The sequence below is a fragment of the Halobaculum sp. EA56 genome, assembly GCF_051195075.1.
Taxonomy (GTDB): Archaea; Halobacteriota; Halobacteria; order Halobacteriales; family Haloferacaceae; genus Halobaculum.
This window is the reverse complement of sequence record NZ_JBNTJX010000003.1, coordinates 379,538-395,034: the sequence shown is the minus strand read 5'-3', so window position 1 is coordinate 395,034 and position 15,497 is coordinate 379,538. Positions and strand designations below refer to the sequence as shown.

The 15,497-nt window shown below is 68.7% G+C and carries 13 protein-coding genes; 4 read left to right on the top strand and 9 right to left on the bottom strand.

Features of this window, described 5'->3' with window-relative positions; genetic code table 11:
• Positions 1 to 586 precede the first annotated feature (586 nt).
• Positions 587 to 2,299 carry a thiamine pyrophosphate-binding protein gene (locus ACQUQ1_RS07730; RefSeq protein WP_435063694.1) on the bottom strand — a complete coding sequence of 571 codons (1,713 nt, stop codon included), beginning with the start codon at positions 2,297 to 2,299 and terminating at the stop codon, positions 587 to 589.
• 442 nt (positions 2,300 to 2,741) lie between these two features.
• Between ACQUQ1_RS07730 and ACQUQ1_RS07725 the strand changes: the two genes are divergently transcribed.
• Positions 2,742 to 3,545, top strand: a complete 804-nt coding sequence (locus tag ACQUQ1_RS07725) for an MBL fold metallo-hydrolase (protein ID WP_435063693.1) — start codon at positions 2,742 to 2,744, stop codon at positions 3,543 to 3,545.
• 3 nt (positions 3,546 to 3,548) lie between these two features.
• Positions 3,549 to 4,301 (top strand): MBL fold metallo-hydrolase, encoded by a 753-nt coding sequence (locus ACQUQ1_RS07720; protein ID WP_435063692.1) that lies wholly within the window; start codon positions 3,549 to 3,551, stop codon positions 4,299 to 4,301.
• A gap of 37 nt (positions 4,302 to 4,338) precedes the next feature.
• Here the strand turns inward: ACQUQ1_RS07720 and ACQUQ1_RS07715 are convergent, their stop codons facing one another.
• The 8 genes from ACQUQ1_RS07715 to ACQUQ1_RS07680 all read right to left on the bottom strand — a co-directional run bounded on the left by ACQUQ1_RS07715 (position 4,339) and on the right by ACQUQ1_RS07680 (position 12,998).
• Positions 4,339 to 5,250, bottom strand: coding sequence for a serine hydrolase domain-containing protein (locus ACQUQ1_RS07715; protein WP_435063691.1), 912 nt, complete (start codon positions 5,248 to 5,250; stop codon positions 4,339 to 4,341).
• 304 nt (positions 5,251 to 5,554) lie between these two features.
• On the bottom strand, positions 5,555 to 5,773 hold the full coding sequence (locus ACQUQ1_RS07710) for a hypothetical protein (RefSeq protein WP_435063690.1): 219 nt from the start codon (positions 5,771 to 5,773) through the stop codon (positions 5,555 to 5,557).
• 71 nt (positions 5,774 to 5,844) lie between these two features.
• Entirely contained in the window at positions 5,845 to 6,858 is a 1,014-nt protein-coding gene (locus ACQUQ1_RS07705; protein WP_435063689.1) for an ABC transporter ATP-binding protein, read from the bottom strand.
• The gene (locus tag ACQUQ1_RS07700) at positions 6,855 to 7,892 is read right to left on the bottom strand and encodes an ABC transporter ATP-binding protein (protein ID WP_435063688.1); all 1,038 of its coding nucleotides are present in this window, start codon (positions 7,890 to 7,892) and stop codon (positions 6,855 to 6,857) included. The genes ACQUQ1_RS07705 and ACQUQ1_RS07700 overlap by 4 nt, the downstream gene beginning before the upstream one ends.
• Complete coding sequence (locus ACQUQ1_RS07695) at positions 7,889 to 8,773, bottom strand: ABC transporter permease (protein ID WP_435063687.1); 885 nt, start codon at positions 8,771 to 8,773, stop codon at positions 7,889 to 7,891. The genes ACQUQ1_RS07700 and ACQUQ1_RS07695 overlap by 4 nt, the downstream gene beginning before the upstream one ends.
• Before the next feature lie 13 nt (positions 8,774 to 8,786).
• On the bottom strand, positions 8,787 to 9,734 hold the full coding sequence (locus ACQUQ1_RS07690) for an ABC transporter permease (protein ID WP_435063686.1): 948 nt from the start codon (positions 9,732 to 9,734) through the stop codon (positions 8,787 to 8,789).
• A gap of 81 nt (positions 9,735 to 9,815) precedes the next feature.
• Positions 9,816 to 11,480: an ABC transporter substrate-binding protein gene (locus ACQUQ1_RS07685; protein WP_435063685.1), complete on the bottom strand. Its 1,665-nt coding sequence runs from the start codon at positions 11,478 to 11,480 to the stop codon at positions 9,816 to 9,818.
• Between the two features lie 246 nt (positions 11,481 to 11,726).
• On the bottom strand, positions 11,727 to 12,998 hold the full coding sequence (locus ACQUQ1_RS07680; protein WP_435063684.1) for a M20 family metallopeptidase: 1,272 nt from the start codon (positions 12,996 to 12,998) through the stop codon (positions 11,727 to 11,729).
• A gap of 335 nt (positions 12,999 to 13,333) precedes the next feature.
• On the opposite strand from ACQUQ1_RS07680, the gene pdhA reads away from it, so the two are divergent.
• Both pdhA and ACQUQ1_RS07670 read left to right on the top strand, forming a co-directional pair.
• Positions 13,334 to 14,491 carry a pyruvate dehydrogenase (acetyl-transferring) E1 component subunit alpha gene (gene pdhA, locus ACQUQ1_RS07675; protein ID WP_435063683.1) on the top strand — a complete coding sequence of 386 codons (1,158 nt, stop codon included), beginning with the start codon at positions 13,334 to 13,336 and terminating at the stop codon, positions 14,489 to 14,491.
• Positions 14,492 to 14,496: 5 nt separating this feature from the next.
• Positions 14,497 to 15,465 (top strand): alpha-ketoacid dehydrogenase subunit beta, encoded by a 969-nt coding sequence (locus tag ACQUQ1_RS07670; protein ID WP_435063682.1) that lies wholly within the window; start codon positions 14,497 to 14,499, stop codon positions 15,463 to 15,465.
• Positions 15,466 to 15,497 lie beyond the last annotated feature (32 nt).

Sequence of the window (15,497 nt, the reverse complement as noted above, 5' to 3'; positions counted from 1 at the left end):
GCCACGATCCGTCCTTCGTGACCCGTGGGCGGTGACAGGACGGTCTCCCTCGGCGCCGGTCCGACCGCCGACTCACGGCGGGCGTCAGCGACCGACAACGCACGGGAGTGCCGGCCAGCGGCTCTCGCTCGACTGTGGGCCGACGGGAACGGTCGGTCGTGCGGGGACGTCGCCGGGAGGGACCGACCCCGTCGTGGTCGTTCGTGCCGTGTGCGCGCTCGTCCGGATCGGCTCGAACCGCCACAGTTCCGACGTTCGTGAAATACGTATTCATCGTTTTTTATTTATAACTAACCACCTAAACCGATATTTGAATATATAACTAGTTATTCTGTGCAAAAATTACTATATATTTTCGCAATTATGTAATTTTCAAATCATACGTCTGTTTCCTTCGGAACCAGATATATGTTAACGGTTCGTATATAGATTGACGATCGATCGATAATTTACCGTCAGAAGCCTCGATCCGATCTGTTCGACCCCGGCGGTCCGTGGACCGCGACGACCGACCGGTCGCGTCAGCGAGGGCGACGGGCCGACCGCGGACGGGTCAGAGCCGACCGCGCCGCCGGTCGCACCGGGATCAGGGACGTCCCGACCGGTCGATCCCCTCGACGTCGACGCGAGCGTCGACGACCGACGGGCCGGCGTGCCCGAGCGCCTCCCGGAGCGTGTCCTCGACCTCGTCGGCCGTTTCGAGCCGCCAGCCGCGGGCGCCGAACGCCTCCGCGAGCGCGTCCGCTCCGGGGGCCCCCGACTCCGGAGACGCCGCTGGTCCCCCCGCGGGGGCGGGCTGGCGCCCCCGAGGCAGCGTCCCGCCCCCGGCGGCCGCGAAGACGATCACCGTGAGATCGAGGCGCTGCCGGACGGCGACCGCGAGTTCCCGAACCGTCGGGACGACGGACCCGACGCTCGTGAAGCAGACGACGGACCGGTCGCTCCCGGCGGCGACGCGTGCGCCGACGGCGGCGGGAAGCCCGTATCCCGGCGTCCCGAGGCCGTGGGAGGCGACCCACGTCCGGGGGTTCCGGCACGTCCAGTACCGCATCGCCCCCGGCAGGTGCCGGTCCACGTCCGTCGTGACGACCGTGTCGTCGGGCGTCAGCGCGTCCGTCGCCTCGACGACGAACTCGGGGGGCGGGGACCCGCTCTCGGGCACCGGGTACTCGGGCGGGAGCCCGTCGCTCCGCCGGCGACACCGCTCTCGCCGCTCGGCGACGGCCGGTTGTGCCGGCATCGCCTCGTGGAGCCTCTCGAGCACCGTCGCCGCGTCGCCGACGAGCGGGTAATCCGCGCGAACGTTCTTGTCGATCTCCGCGGGATCGACGTCGACGTGGACGACCGTCGCGTCGGGGGCGAACGGCTCGACCGCGCCGGCGAGGCGGTCGTCGAAGCGCGTCCCGACCGCGAGCAGCGCGTCGCACTCCCGGAGGGCCGCGTTCTCGCGGTCCGTGCCGGACGCCCCCGCGACCCCGAGCGCGAGCCGATGGTCCTCCGGGATCGAGCCCCGTCCGGACGTCGTCGTCGCGACGGGAACGCCGAACTCGACGGCGAACGCGCGGAGTTCGCGCCACGCGTCGCCGGCGATCACGCCGCCGCCGGCGAGGACGACGGGCCGGTCGGCGGCCGCGAGCGCGTCCGCGGCCGCGTCGAGGTGTTCGCCGTCGAGGTCCCCGCCGTCGACGGCGCCCGGTTCCGGGATCCGGCCGTGTCGAGAACTCCCGTCGGCTTCGCGGTCAGTCCGGCTCAGGGAGACGTCCTTCGGGAGGTCGACAAGGGTCGGACCCGGCCGCCCCGACCGCGCCCGCTCGAACGCCTCGGCGACGGTGTCCCCGACCGTGTCGGGGTCGGTCGCGAGGTAGTTCTCCTTCGTCACCGGCTCCGTCATCGCCGTCGTGTCCGTCTCCTGGAAGGCGTCCCTGCCGATCAGGTGCGACGGGGCCTGGCCGGTCAGGGCCAGCACCGGGTCCGAGTCCGCCGCCGCGCCCGCGAGTCCGGTGACCAGGTTGGTCGCGCCGGGGCCGGACGTGGCCAGGCAGACGCCCGGCGTGCCCGAGACGACCCCGTAGGCGTCGGCGGCGTGGGCGGCGCCCTGCTCGTGTGCCATCGTGACGTGGCGCACGTCCGAGCGCGACAGGGCGTCGTAGACGGGCATGATCGCGCCGCCCTGCACCCCGAACGCGTGCTCGACGCCGGCGCGTTCGAGCGCCCTGACCACGGCCTCGGCGCCGGTCCCGGGGGGTCGTGTCGACTGTTCCTCCGTCCGTTCGTCGTCGTCTGCCGCGTTGTCTGTCATTCCGAGTTGCGTATCGCTGTCGTGTCGCCGGGGCGGCGGCGACACCGGGTGGTGGGTGCACGTTGCGAACCGGGCCGGGATCGAGGAGCAGTGCGGGAGCGGGGGTTACGGGGACCCCCCGATGATGGCGATACGGGTCGCGCCGCTGCCGTGGGACGAACGGTCCGGCGTGGCGCGCGGCTGCATCGGTCGTGCGAACGTGAACCACACGCATCAATCTATCGCACCGGCGGTGTGGCGTTCCCGGAGGCGTCGCGTACGTTCTCGGGGCCGCCGTGTTTGTCCCCGGCGCCGCCGCGTTTGTCGCCCGGAGCCGCCGCGTCTCGGTGGCGGCGGGATCCGCGACCGAGGACACGGTAAGGCGAGCGTGGGCGGAGTGTCCGGGGCCACCTAGCGGATTTATAGTGGTCCGGTGGGAAGCGGGTCACTGTCAGGTACGCCCATGAGTAGAGAGATCACACCGGGGTTCCACTGGATCCAGGAGTGCGGCCCCGACCGAAGCCACTTCGTCACCGAGTCGGACGGACGGCCGGAGTGGTTCAGCCGGCACGAGGAGCTTCACATCCCGCAGAACGCGTTCCTCTTCGACGACGAGCGAACGCTCCTGTTCGACACGCTCTCCCCCGCGAGCAGGGACACGATCGTCGAGGGGGTCCGGTCGATCCTCGACGGCGACGACCTCGACTACCTCGTCGTCTCCCACCCGGACGTGCCCCACGCCGGGAACACGGTCTCCCTCCTCGAGGAGTTCCCGGAGGCCACGCTCGTCGCGCCCCGGTACGGGTCGCGCCACGAGCTGTACCACCTGGAGGACGCGATGCAGGTCGGCGAGGGCGACTCCATCGACCTCGGGGAGCACACCGTGGCGTTCCACGAGGCGACGATCCTCGACGCGGCGCTGCACCTGTGGATGACCGAGGAGACGACGGACACGCTGTTCACCGTCGACTGGATGGGGTTCCCGCACATGGAGTCCGAGTGCCTGCAGTTCGTCGACGAGTACGACCACGACGTGGACGTGAGCCGGCTCGTCCAGTTCCACGGCCGCGTGCTCTTCTGGTTCCAGTACGTCGACGTCCCGAAGATGAACGAGGAGACCGGGCGGCTCGTCAGGGAATACGACCCCGAGATACTCGCGCCCGCCCACGGCGCCGTCATCCGCGAGGACCCGATCCGCTACATGGAGTTGATGAAGCCCGTGGTCGAGCGCATAAACAGCGAGGGACGCGTGGGGACCCTGGGGTAAGCGATGACGGTCGAGCTAACCGACGACGTCCACTGGATAAACGAGTGCTTCACCCTGGAGAACGGGAAGCACGAACACACCGCGGTGTACCTGATCCGGCACGGCGACCGGTACGTCCTCGTCGACTCGGGGTCGTTCTACCACCGGGACGCCATCACCGAGCAGATCGAGGCGGCGACGGCGGGCGAGGGGCCCGACGCGATCGTCCTCTCGCACAGCGACTACCCCCACTCGGGGAACATCCCCGCGTTCAGGGAGCGGTGGGACGACGTCGAGGTGGTCGCCTCGTCCGGGGCCCCGGAGGCGCAGGGGCTCCCGCCGACGGCGACCAAGTGCGAGATCGGCGGCCGGCTGGAGGTGGCGGGGCGGCCGTTCAGCTTCATCGACCCGCCGCTGGCCGACCGGTCGCACACGACCTGGATCTACGACGAGGTCGCGGAGGTGCTGTTCACGGCCGACGGGTTCGGTAACCACCACACGCCCGGCGAGTGCGACCTGACGTCCGGCGAGATCGACGGCGGCATCGCCTACGACGACGTCAAGGCGTTCAACGAGGACACCCTGGTGTGGCTCCGGTACGTCGACCCCGGGAAGCTCCGCGCGGCCCTCGAGGCGATCTTCGAGGCGTACCCCGTCTCGTACGTCGCGCCGATCCACGGCAACCCGATCGAGGGGAGCGACGTCGACGGGTACGTGGACCGGCTCGTGGAGGCGGCGAGCGATATCGCCGACGAGTACACCGTCCCGGACGCGTAGCGCGTCTTCGCCGCCTCGGGTCCGGCGCCCGGTACCGTCACCCCTCGTCGGACGATTCGAGCGCGTCGACGATCCGTCGGAACAGCCCGTTCATGTGTTCGTGCTTGTCGTCGCCGCCGGAGAACCACCGGACGACCGCGACGATGTCGTGCTCCGGGTGGATCCAGACGATGTTCGAGCCGTGCCCGAGGGCGGCGAAGGAGTCGTGGCTCACGTCCGGCCACAGGATCCCGTCGGTGTTCAGCCACCAGAGGTAGCCGTACTCGGGCTTGATGTCGCAGGGGGTCGTCGCGGCGTCGACCCACTCCGAGGAGAGGATCCGCCGGTCGCGCCAGCGGCCGCGGTTCAGGTGGAGGTGGCCGAAGCGGGCGAGGTCGCGGGAGTCGATCCACAGGCCGCCGCCCCAGTGGCCGCCGCCGCTGACGGACGTTATCCGCTCGCCGGCGACCGTCACGTCCGAGTTGTCGTACCCGTGCCACTGCCAGGTGTCGCTCGCCCCGACGGGGTCCATCACCTCGTCGCGGAACACCGCGGGAAGCGGCTTCTCCCAGACCCGGAGCAGCGAGAGCGAGAGGCGGTTGACCCGCACGTCGTTGTACTCCCAGAACGTGCCGGGGTCCCGCAGGTCGCGGTCCTCGCCCTCGCGCCGGTCCGCCCGGTCCGGCTTGCCGAACAGTTCGCCGCGCCACTCGCTCGTCCCCTGGAGGAGGTGGTGCCACGTGATCCGGCGGTTGTGCGGCGACTCGAACCCCCCGTCGTCCACGTACTCGTGGACCGGGTCGTGGACGTCGTCGATGAGGCCCCGGTCGAGCGCGAGCCCGGCCACCGTCGCGAGGACGCTCTTCGTGACGCTGAACGTCAGGTCGACCCGCCGGGTGTCGCCCCACTCGGCGACGACGTGCCCCTTCCGGAGGATCAGCCCGTTCGGGGCGCCGCGTCGGTCGGGCATGGGGCCGAGGAGGTCGCCGTACTCGTCCGTGTGGCCCGCGAACTCCTCGTCGACGACGGACTCGTGTTCGCGCGCGAAGGCGACGGCGTCGTCGAGCGCGTCGGGGTCGAACCCGAGCGCCTCCGGCGGTCTCTGCTCCCACTCAGTGGTGCGGTTCGGATAGTAGATGAGTGCTCTCCTCCGTGTGGTGAACGGTACCGTACTACGGTATGTGCAGCGGGGCTGTTAAGCGTTGTTCAGCCGGCGAGGCGGACGTCCAGTCGTGTTCCCGCCGGGTCCGAGGAACCGAACGCCTCGGTCGGCCTCAGAGGAGCAGGAGCGCGAGGACGAGGAGCACCGCGAGAAAGAGGATCACCAGAAGGAACGGGAGCAACACCGTCTGCGCGAGCGCGAGCGTCATCGCGAGGTAGTCGCCCCAGTCGAGGTCGGCGTCGATCCGGTCGTCCGCTGACTCGGGATCGGACCGGGCGTCGGAATCGGACCGAGAATCGGAGTCGGGGTCGGAGTCGGAGTTCGGGTCCATTGCTGTGGGTGTTCGTCCGGGGATAGCCCCGCCCACAGGCATGAGTGTACTGCTTCCGCGGACCGTCCCGTTCACTGCACCTGTTCGTGTCCGTGCTCGATCGGGTCGCCCGGCTTGTCCTCGTCGTAGAGGTGGCACGCCAGTTCCTGCCCGTCGACCCCGGTCAGCTCCGGCTTCTCCTCCTCGCAGACGTCGCCGATGTATCGGTGACACCGGGTGTGGAACGGGCACCCCGACGGGGGGTCCTGCGGGTCCGGGACGTCCCCCTCGAGGACGATGCGCTCGGACCGGCGCCGTCCCGGGGTCGGGATCGCCGAGACGAGCGCCTCCGTGTACGGGTGCTTCGGCTCCTGGAAGACCCGGTCGGTCGGGCCGCGCTCGATCACCTCCCCGAGGTACATCACCAGCGTCCGGTCCGTGATCTGCTGTACCGTGTTCATGTCGTGGGTGATGAGCAGGTACGTCAGGTCGTACTCCTCCTGCAGCCGGTCCAGCAGCTGGATGAGCTGTGCCTTCGTCGAGAGGTCGAGCGCGCTCATCGGCTCGTCGGCGACGATGAACCGCGGGTTGAGCGCGAGCGCGCGGGCGATGCTGATCCGCTGTTGCTGGCCGCCGCTGAACTCGTGCGGGTAGCGGTCGGCGTGTTCCGCCTTCAGGTCGACGTCCTCCAGCAGCTGTGCGACCCGGTCGCGGCGTTCCTCGCGGCTCATCGAGGTGTGCTCCCGGAGCGGCTCGTCCACGATACGCTGGATCTTGTGTCGGGGGTTGAGCGCGGACGAGGCGTCCTGGAAGATTATCTGCGTGTCCTTGCGCAGGCGGCGGAGCTCCTTCCCGTCCATCGCGGTCGTCTCCTCGCCGTCGAAGTAGACCTCGCCGCTCGTCGGCTCGATGAGCTGGAGCAGGGTGTTGCCGAGCGTGCTCTTCCCGCAGCCGCTCTCGCCGACGACGCCGACCACCTCGCCCTCGCGGATGTCCAGCGAGACGTCGTTGAGGGCGTACGTCGTCGTCGGGGACCCGAGCAGCCCGCCGGAGTCGACGAAGTGCTTGGTCAGCCCGCGAACGCTGACCAGCGGCTCCGAGCTCATCGCTCCCCCCCGTCGGGCTCCGGGGTCACGGACCCCGTCTCCCGTCGGGCCGGCAGGCTCCCCGGCGGCCGGGCGCCGTCCTCGTCGACGTCGCCGTGGAGATAGCACGCGACCTCGTGGCCGTTCGCCTCGGTCTTCGCGGGGAACGACTGTCGACACGCCTCGTCGGCGTGGGGACAGCGGGGATGGAAACTGCACCCGCCGGGGAGGTCCGTGGCGCTCGGGACGGACCCCCGGATCGGGGTCGTGTCCCGGCCGGACTGGGGGAGACACTGGAGCAGCCCCTCGGTGTAGGGGTGCTGCGGGTCGGTGAACAGGGACTCCGTCTCGGCGACCTCGACGACCTTGCCCATGTACATCACCGCCACCCGGTCACAGACCTCCCAGACGACGCCGAGGTCGTGGGAGATGAACAGCATGCTCATCCCCAGTTCCCGCTTGAGGTTGTCCAACAGCTCGAGGATCTGGGCCTCGATGGTGACGTCGAGGGCCGTCGTCGGCTCGTCCGCGATGAGCAGTTTCGGGTTCCTGGCGATGGCGATGGCGATCATCGCGCGCTGGGCCATCCCGCCCGAGTACTGGTGGGGGTACTTCTTCGCGTTCTCCTCCGGGGCCGGAATGCCGACGGTCTCGAGGAGCGACACCGCCTTCTCCCAGGGGTCGCCCTCGTCGTAGCCGTGGACCCGGAGGGTCTCGGAGATCTGGTTCCCGATCCGGAACACCGGGTTGAGCGACTCCTTCGGGCGCTGGAAGATCATCGACATGTCCTCCCCGAGGACCTCGCGCCGCTCGGCCTTGGTGAGATCGAGCATGTCCCGGCCGTCGAAGGTGACCGACCCCGACTCGATGCGGCCGGGGGACTCGACGAGCCCCATCGCCGACAGCGCCGTCACGCTCTTTCCGCTCCCGCTCTCGCCGACGAGCCCGAGCGTCTCGCCCTCCTCGATCTCGAAGGAGACGCCGTCGACGGCGGGGAGCGTCCCCTCGCGCGTCTCGAAGACCGTCCGGAGGTCCGAGACGGACAGGAGGCTCACGTGAACCCACCTCCCTGCTGGAGCTTCGGGTCGAGCACGTCGCGGATCGCGTCGCCGAGGAGGTTGAACCCGAGGACGGCCACGGTGATCGCCAGGCCGGGGAAGATGCTCACCCACGGGGCCAACTCCATGAACGCCCGGCCGTCCGAGAGGATCCCGCCGAGCGTCGGCGTCGGCGGCTGCACGCCGAGTCCGAGGAAGGACAGCGCCGCCGAGATGATGATGGCGCGCCCCATGTTCAGCGAGCCCATCACGAGCACCGGCGTGATGATGTTCGGCAGCAGGTGTTCGACCATCACCTTCGTGTTCGGACGGCCCATGCTCTTGGCGGCGGTGACGAAGGGCTCCTCCTTCACAGAGAGCGTGTCGCCCCTGGCCAGCCGAGCGAAGCGTGGCGAGGTCGCGATGCCGACGGCGATCATGACGTTCATGAGCGACTGTCCGAGGACGGCCACGATGAACAGCGCGAACAGGAGGAACGGGAACGCCAGCATCACGTCGATGAGGCGGCCGACGACCGTGTCGACCCGGCCGCCGTAGTAGCCGCCGACCATGCCGAGCGCGACGCCGATGACGGTCCCGATGGCGACCGAGACGACGCCGATCAGCAGCGAGTACCGGAACCCGTAGAGGATGCGCGAGAGGATGTCCCGGCCGTACGCGTCGGTCCCGAACGGGTGCTCCAGGCTCGGGGCGACCAGTCGGTCGACGAGCGACTGTTCGATCGGGTCGTGCGGGGCGATGACGGGAGCGAGAACCGCCAGTACGACGATGGCGGCGACGACGCCGAAGCCGATCTTGCCCTTCCTCGTTTCCACCAACTGCCCCAGGAGCGTCCTGGCGCGTTCCGTCTGTTCGGTTGTGACCGTTGTGAGTGACATCGTTGTAGTGTAGTCAGTAGCGGATCCTGGGATCCAACCAGGCGTACGTCAGGTCCGTTACGAGGTTCACGAGCGTGTACCCGACCGCGATCACCAGAACCGTCGCCTGGACGACGGGGTAATCGCGGGAGTAGATCCCGTCGAGCAGCAGCCGGCCGATGCCGGTGCGCGCGAACACCACCTCGATCACGATGGTGCCGGCGATGGCCTCCCCGAGGAACAGCCCCACGATCGTGACTACGGGGATGGAAGCGTTCATGAACGCGTGCTTGTACACGACCGTCCGCTCGCCGATGCCGCGCGCCTTCGCCGCCTGGATGTACGACGAGTCGAGCACGTCGAGCATGCTCGACCGGGTGATGCGGGCGATGAGCGACGCCGAGAACGTCCCGAGGGTGATCGCCGGCAACACCAGGTGGAGGAGGATGTCGACCGGGCTCGAGAGGCTTCCCGTGCCGGTCGCGGGGAAGATCGGGACCCACACCGCGAACACGAGGATCAGCATGAGCCCGATCCAGAAGCTCGGCGTGGACACGCCGAGCAGGGCGGTGATCATCACGCTGTCGTCGACCCAGGTGTCCCGGTTGACCGCGCTCACGATGCCCGCGGGGACGCCGATGATCACCGCGATGATGGTCCCCCCGAGCGCGAGGAGGATCGTGTGGGGGATCCGCGCCTCGATCATCGGCACGATCGGCCGGCTGCGGACGATCGAGTACCCGAAGTCGAGCTGTGCGTACTGCCAGAGGAACGTGAGGTACTGCTTCCAGACCGGTCGGTTCAACCCGTACAGTTCCTTCAGTCGCTCGATCACCACCTCGTTTCCGCCCGCGTAGCCCAGCATCACGTTGATGGGGCTTCCGGGGAGGAAGCGGACCATGAAGAACACGATCGTCACGATCGCGATGACCGTCGGTATCACCTGAAGCAGGCGACTCGCGACGTACCGTTTGAGACTCATTCGTTGGGGGGGTGTGGTCGTTCGGCGACCGGTCCCGACGACCGGTCCGGCCGTCGCCGACTCGGACGGGGTCGCGCCATCCTACTTGTCGACGCTCGTCGTTTCCATCTCCATCCGGCGCATCGGGTCCGACTCGAACCCGTTGACGTACTCCTGCATCGGGAAGATGAACTTCTCGTGGTCGATCCAGATCCCCGGCGCGTCCTCGGTGATCTGGCGCTGGATGTCCGCGAAGAGCTCCGCGCGTCGCTCCTCGTCGGTCGAGGACGTCGCCTCCTCGAGCCACGCGTCGACGTCGTCGTTCGAGTAGAACCAGTAGTTCCCGCCGTCAGGGCCCCACGCGTTGGAGTGGAACGAGTCGTACAGGAACGCGTCCGGGACGGGGTCCTGCCCGAGGCTGTGGATGAACAGCGGGATCTCGTGCTCGCTCCCGAAGATGGTCGAGACGTAGGATCCGACCTCCTTGATCTCGACGTTGACGTCGATGCCGACCTCGGACCAGTTGTTCTGGAACACGGTCGCCGGGCTCGTGAATCGACCGATCTGGGGAACCCACCAGGTCGTCTCGAACCCGTCGCCGTATCCCGCCTCCTCGAGGAGCTGTTGGGCCTTCTCGGGGTCGTAGTCGTAGCTCGGGACGTCCTCCGTCGTGTGGTGCTTCACGCCCGGCGCGACGAAGCTCGTCGACAGCGTGGACAGCCCCGGGAACACCGACTCGACGATGGATCGGTCGTTCGAGGCGTAGTTGAGGGCCTGGCGCACTTTCTTGTTGTCGAACGGTTCGACCTGGGTGTTGATCCCGACGAACCGGGTGATGAGTCCGATCGCCTCGCTGAACTTGACGTTGTCGCGGCCCCGCAGCTGCTGGAGCCGCTCGGAGCTGTTCACGCGACGGATGTCGATCTCCCGGGACCGGAACGCCGACCACGCGGTCTGCGACTCGGGGATCGGCCGGTACTCGACTGTCTGGACCTTCGGTCGGTCGTCGCGGTGGTAGTCGTCGAAGGCAGTGATGACCGTCCGCGTGTTCGGCTCGAACTCGGTGAACTCGAACGGGCCGGCCCCGACGGGGTTGAACTCGAAGTCCTCGCCGAGCTCCTCGACCGCGTCCGCCGGGGGGATCATTCCCATCTGCTGGCCGAGCAGGTACGGCGCTGGCGAGGCGGGCGCCGAGAAGTTGATCGTGAACGAGTAGTCGTCCTCGATGTCGACCCCCTGGTAGCCGAGCTGATCGAGGCTCGGTTTCACCGGCGATCCCGTGTCGGGGTCGTTGATGCGTTCGAGGTGCGCCTCGACGTCGCTCGCCGTGAGCTCGCCGTAGCCCTTGTGGAACTGGACGCCCTCCCGGAGGGAGAACTCGATGCTGTTCCCGCCGTTCGTGAACTCCCAGTCCGTCGCCAGCCCCGGCTGCAGCTTCGCCGTCCCGATCCGGTAGTCGGTGAGGGTGTCGAAGATGTTGTTGGCGATCTGCATGTCGGTGATGTTGGCGTACTTCGCCGGGTCGAGAGTGTTCGGGTCGTACGTGTGTGATGCGACGACCTTCCCCGTCGCCTCGACCGGCGTCCCTTCGGTCTCGGTCTCCGTGACGGTCCCGCCGGCCTCCGTCACCTCGTCCGTCGGCGTCTCCGTCCCGTCCGAGCCGCCTGTGCACCCCGCGAGTCCGCCCATCCCGGCTGCCGCTCCCAGCCCCGTCAGCTGGAGCATTCGCCGTCGCCGGATCTCCGCCTCGGTGTGTTCTGCTGTCATTGGTTTGCTTCCTCGTGGTGGTTGGTAACTGCTAACGCGCGACTATCTGAGAGCCTCGGAGCAATATGTGATAAACCTTTCCCAAGCAGATATTTGCATTCGATCCCGTGCTGTATTTCCGACCGTTCGACGGCGACCCTCGGCAGACTCGGGACGAACCGACGGGACACGTGCGGCGGGACCCGTCGAGCCGGGCATCGAGCTCGGTGCGAGGGCGGCGTCCCGTCGTGTCGTCGGCCGGTCCGGTCACTCCCCGTCGGTCAGGAGCGACAGGTAGGTCAGCGCGTACGCCTTCGCCGTGTCGGTGACGTCGGACGGGTCGATCCACTCGGGTTCGGCGTGGTGGAGGTTGACGTTCCCGAACCCGAAGAGGATCATGGGGATCCCCCACTCCCGAACGAGCCACGTGATCCCCGTCTGTGCCGGGACGCCCGTGACCGTTGGTTCCCGACCCCTGACGAGACGGGCCGAGCGCCTCGTCGCCTCGACCATCTCGTGTGACTCGGGGACCTCGACGTTGGGCATGTCGGAGAGCCGCTCTACCGAGACCGCGTCCTCGATTCCCTCCGTCGCCGCGGCGGACTCGACGCGGCCGACGAACTCCCCGAACACGTCGTCCGCGTCCTCGGAGGGGGCGTAGTAGCGGCGGACGTGGACCCGCACCTCCCGCGAGGCCCGCCCGGGGCGACCCTCGCTCTCGACGGTCGTCAGTTCGGCGTCCAACCGACCGAGGAGGTCGTCCTCGCGTCCCTTCACGTCCTCGCAGTAGGCCTCGATGTGGGGGAGCAGCCGCGCGAGTCGTGACCCCGCGCTGTCGGTCTCGGCCGCGCCGAGGGGGTGTTCGAGGTGCCCCTCGACGGTGACCCGGAAGACCTGGTTCCCGAAGTTGGCGCGGTGGACGTTATCCGGGCCCTGGTTGGGGAAGTACTCGACGGCCTCCGGCGTGAGGCTCGTCGTACACGCGTAGATCCCCATGTCGGCCTCGATGTCGGCGTTCTCGACGACGTACTTCATCCCGTGTTCCCCGCCCTGCTCCTCGTTGGAGTCGAAGACGAACAGCAGGTCCCCGTCGAGTCGGACGTCGCGGGCCTGCAGCGCCTCCACCGCCCCGAGCATCGCGACGATGGGCGGCTTGTGGTCGACGGCCCCCCGGCCGTAGAGCTTCCCGTCGATGATCTCCGCGGCGAACGGGTCACAGGGCCACTTCTCCGGCTCCCGGACCGGAACCACGTCGAGGTGGGCGTTCATCAGCAGCGTCGGCCCGTCGCCGCTCCCCGGGAGGCGGGCGACGAGGTTCGGTCGGCCCTCGACCTCCGTGTACTCCTCGACCTCGAAGCCCAGTTCGTCCAGGATCGGTCGGATCACCGCCGCCGCCCGCTCCTCGTTCCCGGGCGGGTTCACCGGCTTCGCCCGGATCAGCTCCCGGAGAAGCGAGACGTGGTCGTCGGCGTGCTCGTCCAGGTACTCGAGGACGGCCGCCTCCTCCGGGGACGGCTCGTCCGATCGACTGCTTGTCATAGTCGTGGGGGAACCATCGAGAGCACACCCATATAAAGAAATAGTTACCAGCAATCCGTGGTCGGTCCGGGAACGGCGAGCGGGTCCACGAACTGGCCGTCGAGGCGGCGGTCCGCCACGGTAGTGCTTCCGCGGGCGAACACGGTGGCGGGGACGGGGTCGGCGAGCGTTCGGCCCGCGGATCGGAGGTCGACTCCCCGGCACTCGCCGCGACGCCGGACGTCGACGACCCCCGTGACCCGAACGGGGTTCCCGATCTCCGGGAGCCCTCGGGGCGACGGCGGGCCGGACACCACCGATATTTATATTGGGAATTGGTGACCATTCGCACGTGCATGAATGAAGAGCCGAGACCCGAGCCCCCGGAGTCGGTAGCCGCCGGTCCGCGGACGGTCTCCCAGGAGGACGTGGAGATCGAGACGTATCAGGTGATCAGTTCCGACGGGCCGTACGACCCCGAACAGCTCCCGGAGCTGACCGACACGGAGTTCCGTGACCTCTACCGGTGGATGGTGCTGCAGCGGGTGTTCGACGAGCGTGCGACCAAGCTCCAGCGCCGGGGGAAGCTCGGGACGTTCGCCTCCGGGAAGGGGCAGGAGGCGGCGATCATCGGGGGCGGCTTCGCGTTGGAGGGCCAGGACTGGATCTTCCCGTACGGTCGCGAGGCGGGCATGCTGCTGTTGCACGGGCTCTCGATGCGCGACCTGTTGCTGTACTGGCGCGGCGTCGAGGACGCCTCGCGGATGGAGGGGGCCAACGTCTTCGGGCTCGCCATCTCCATCGGCTCGCACATCCCGGTCGTGACGGGGACGAGCTGGGGCATGAAACTGGACGACTCGGACGCCGTCGCCCTCGCCAACCTCGGCGACGGCGCCACCTCGACCGGCGCGTTCCACGAGGGGCTCAACCTCGCCGGCGTGCTGGGCACTCCGGCGGTCTTCTTCTGTCAGAACAACCAGTACGCGATCTCGCTGCCGTTCGAGCGGCAGACCGCCGCGGACACGGTCGCCCAGAAGGCGCTGGCGTACGGCGTCGACGGGATCCGGGTCGACGGGAACGACGTGCTCGCGGTCTACAACGCGGTGACGGAGGCGCGCGAACGGGCGCTGAACGGCGATCCCGTGCTCGTCGAGGCGGTCACGTATCGCCGGGCGGCGCACACGACGAGCGACGACCCGACCAGGTACCGCACGGACGACGAGGTCGAGGAGTGGGAGGAGCGCGACCCGCTCGACCGCTACCGCGCGTTCCTCCGGAACGCCGGCCTCTGGGACGGGATCGACGAGGAATCCGTCCGCGCGGAGGTCGACGCGGAGTTCTCCGAGGCGGTCGAGGCCGCCGACAGCTACCCCGAACGCGACGTCGAGGCCGTGTTCGACTACGTGTACGAGGAGATGCCCCCGGAGCTGCGGCGGCAGCTCGACGAGTACCGCGACCTGCTCGAGGAGCGGCCCGAGATCCTCGACAGTGTCGAACAGCGGCCCAAGGGGTGATCCGAATGAACGCGACTATCATCGAGGCGATCAACGACGCGCTGCACGCGGAGATGCGCGAGGACGACCGAACTCTCGTCTTCGGCGAGGACGTCGCCGAGTCCGGGGGCGTCTTCCGCGCGACCGAGGACCTGCTCGCGGAGTTCGGCGAGCGGCGCGTCCTCGACACGCCCCTCTCGGAGATCGGCATCGTCGGCGCCGCGGTCGGGCTCGCGACCTACGGCTACCGGCCGATCGCGGAGATCCAGTTCTCCGGCTTCCTGCCGCCGGCGTTCGACCAGTTGGTGACCAACGCCAGCCGGATCCGCTGGCGGACCCGGGGTGAGCTCACGGCGCCGATGGTCGTCCGCACGCCCTACGGCGCCGGCGTCCGTGCCCTGGAGCACCACTCGGAGAGCCTCGAGGCGGTCTACGGCCACATCCCGGGGCTGAAGGTCGTCATCCCGAGCACGCCCCACGACGCGAAGGGGCTGCTCATCTCGGCGATCCGCGACCCCGACCCGGTGCTCTTCATGGAGCCGAAACACGTCTACCGCTCGTTCCGCGAGGAGATCCCCGAGGGCACGTACACCGAGGAACTCGGCGAGGCGGTCGTCCGCGAGGAGGGCGAGGACGTGACGGTGGTCTCGTGGGGGGCGATGATGCACGAGACGAGGGAGGCGGTGGCCAACCTCGACGGGATCGACTGCGAGGTCGTCGACGTCCGTTCGATCTCGCCGTTCGACCGCGACACCGTCCTCGAGTCGGTGCGGAAGACCGGCCGCTGCGTGGTCGTCCACGAGGCGGCCAAGACCGGCGGCTTCGGGGCCGAGGTCGTCGCGACCATCAACGACGACGCGCTGCTGTACCTCGAAGCCCCCGTCGAACGCGTCACCGGCTTCGACACCCCCGTCCCGCTGCTCTCGATGGAGGACTTCTACGTTCCGCATCCGGCCCGCATCGAGCACGCGATCGAGGAGACGGTCGGGTACTGAGCCTGCCCGCCTCCTCCCGTTCCTCCCCGGTC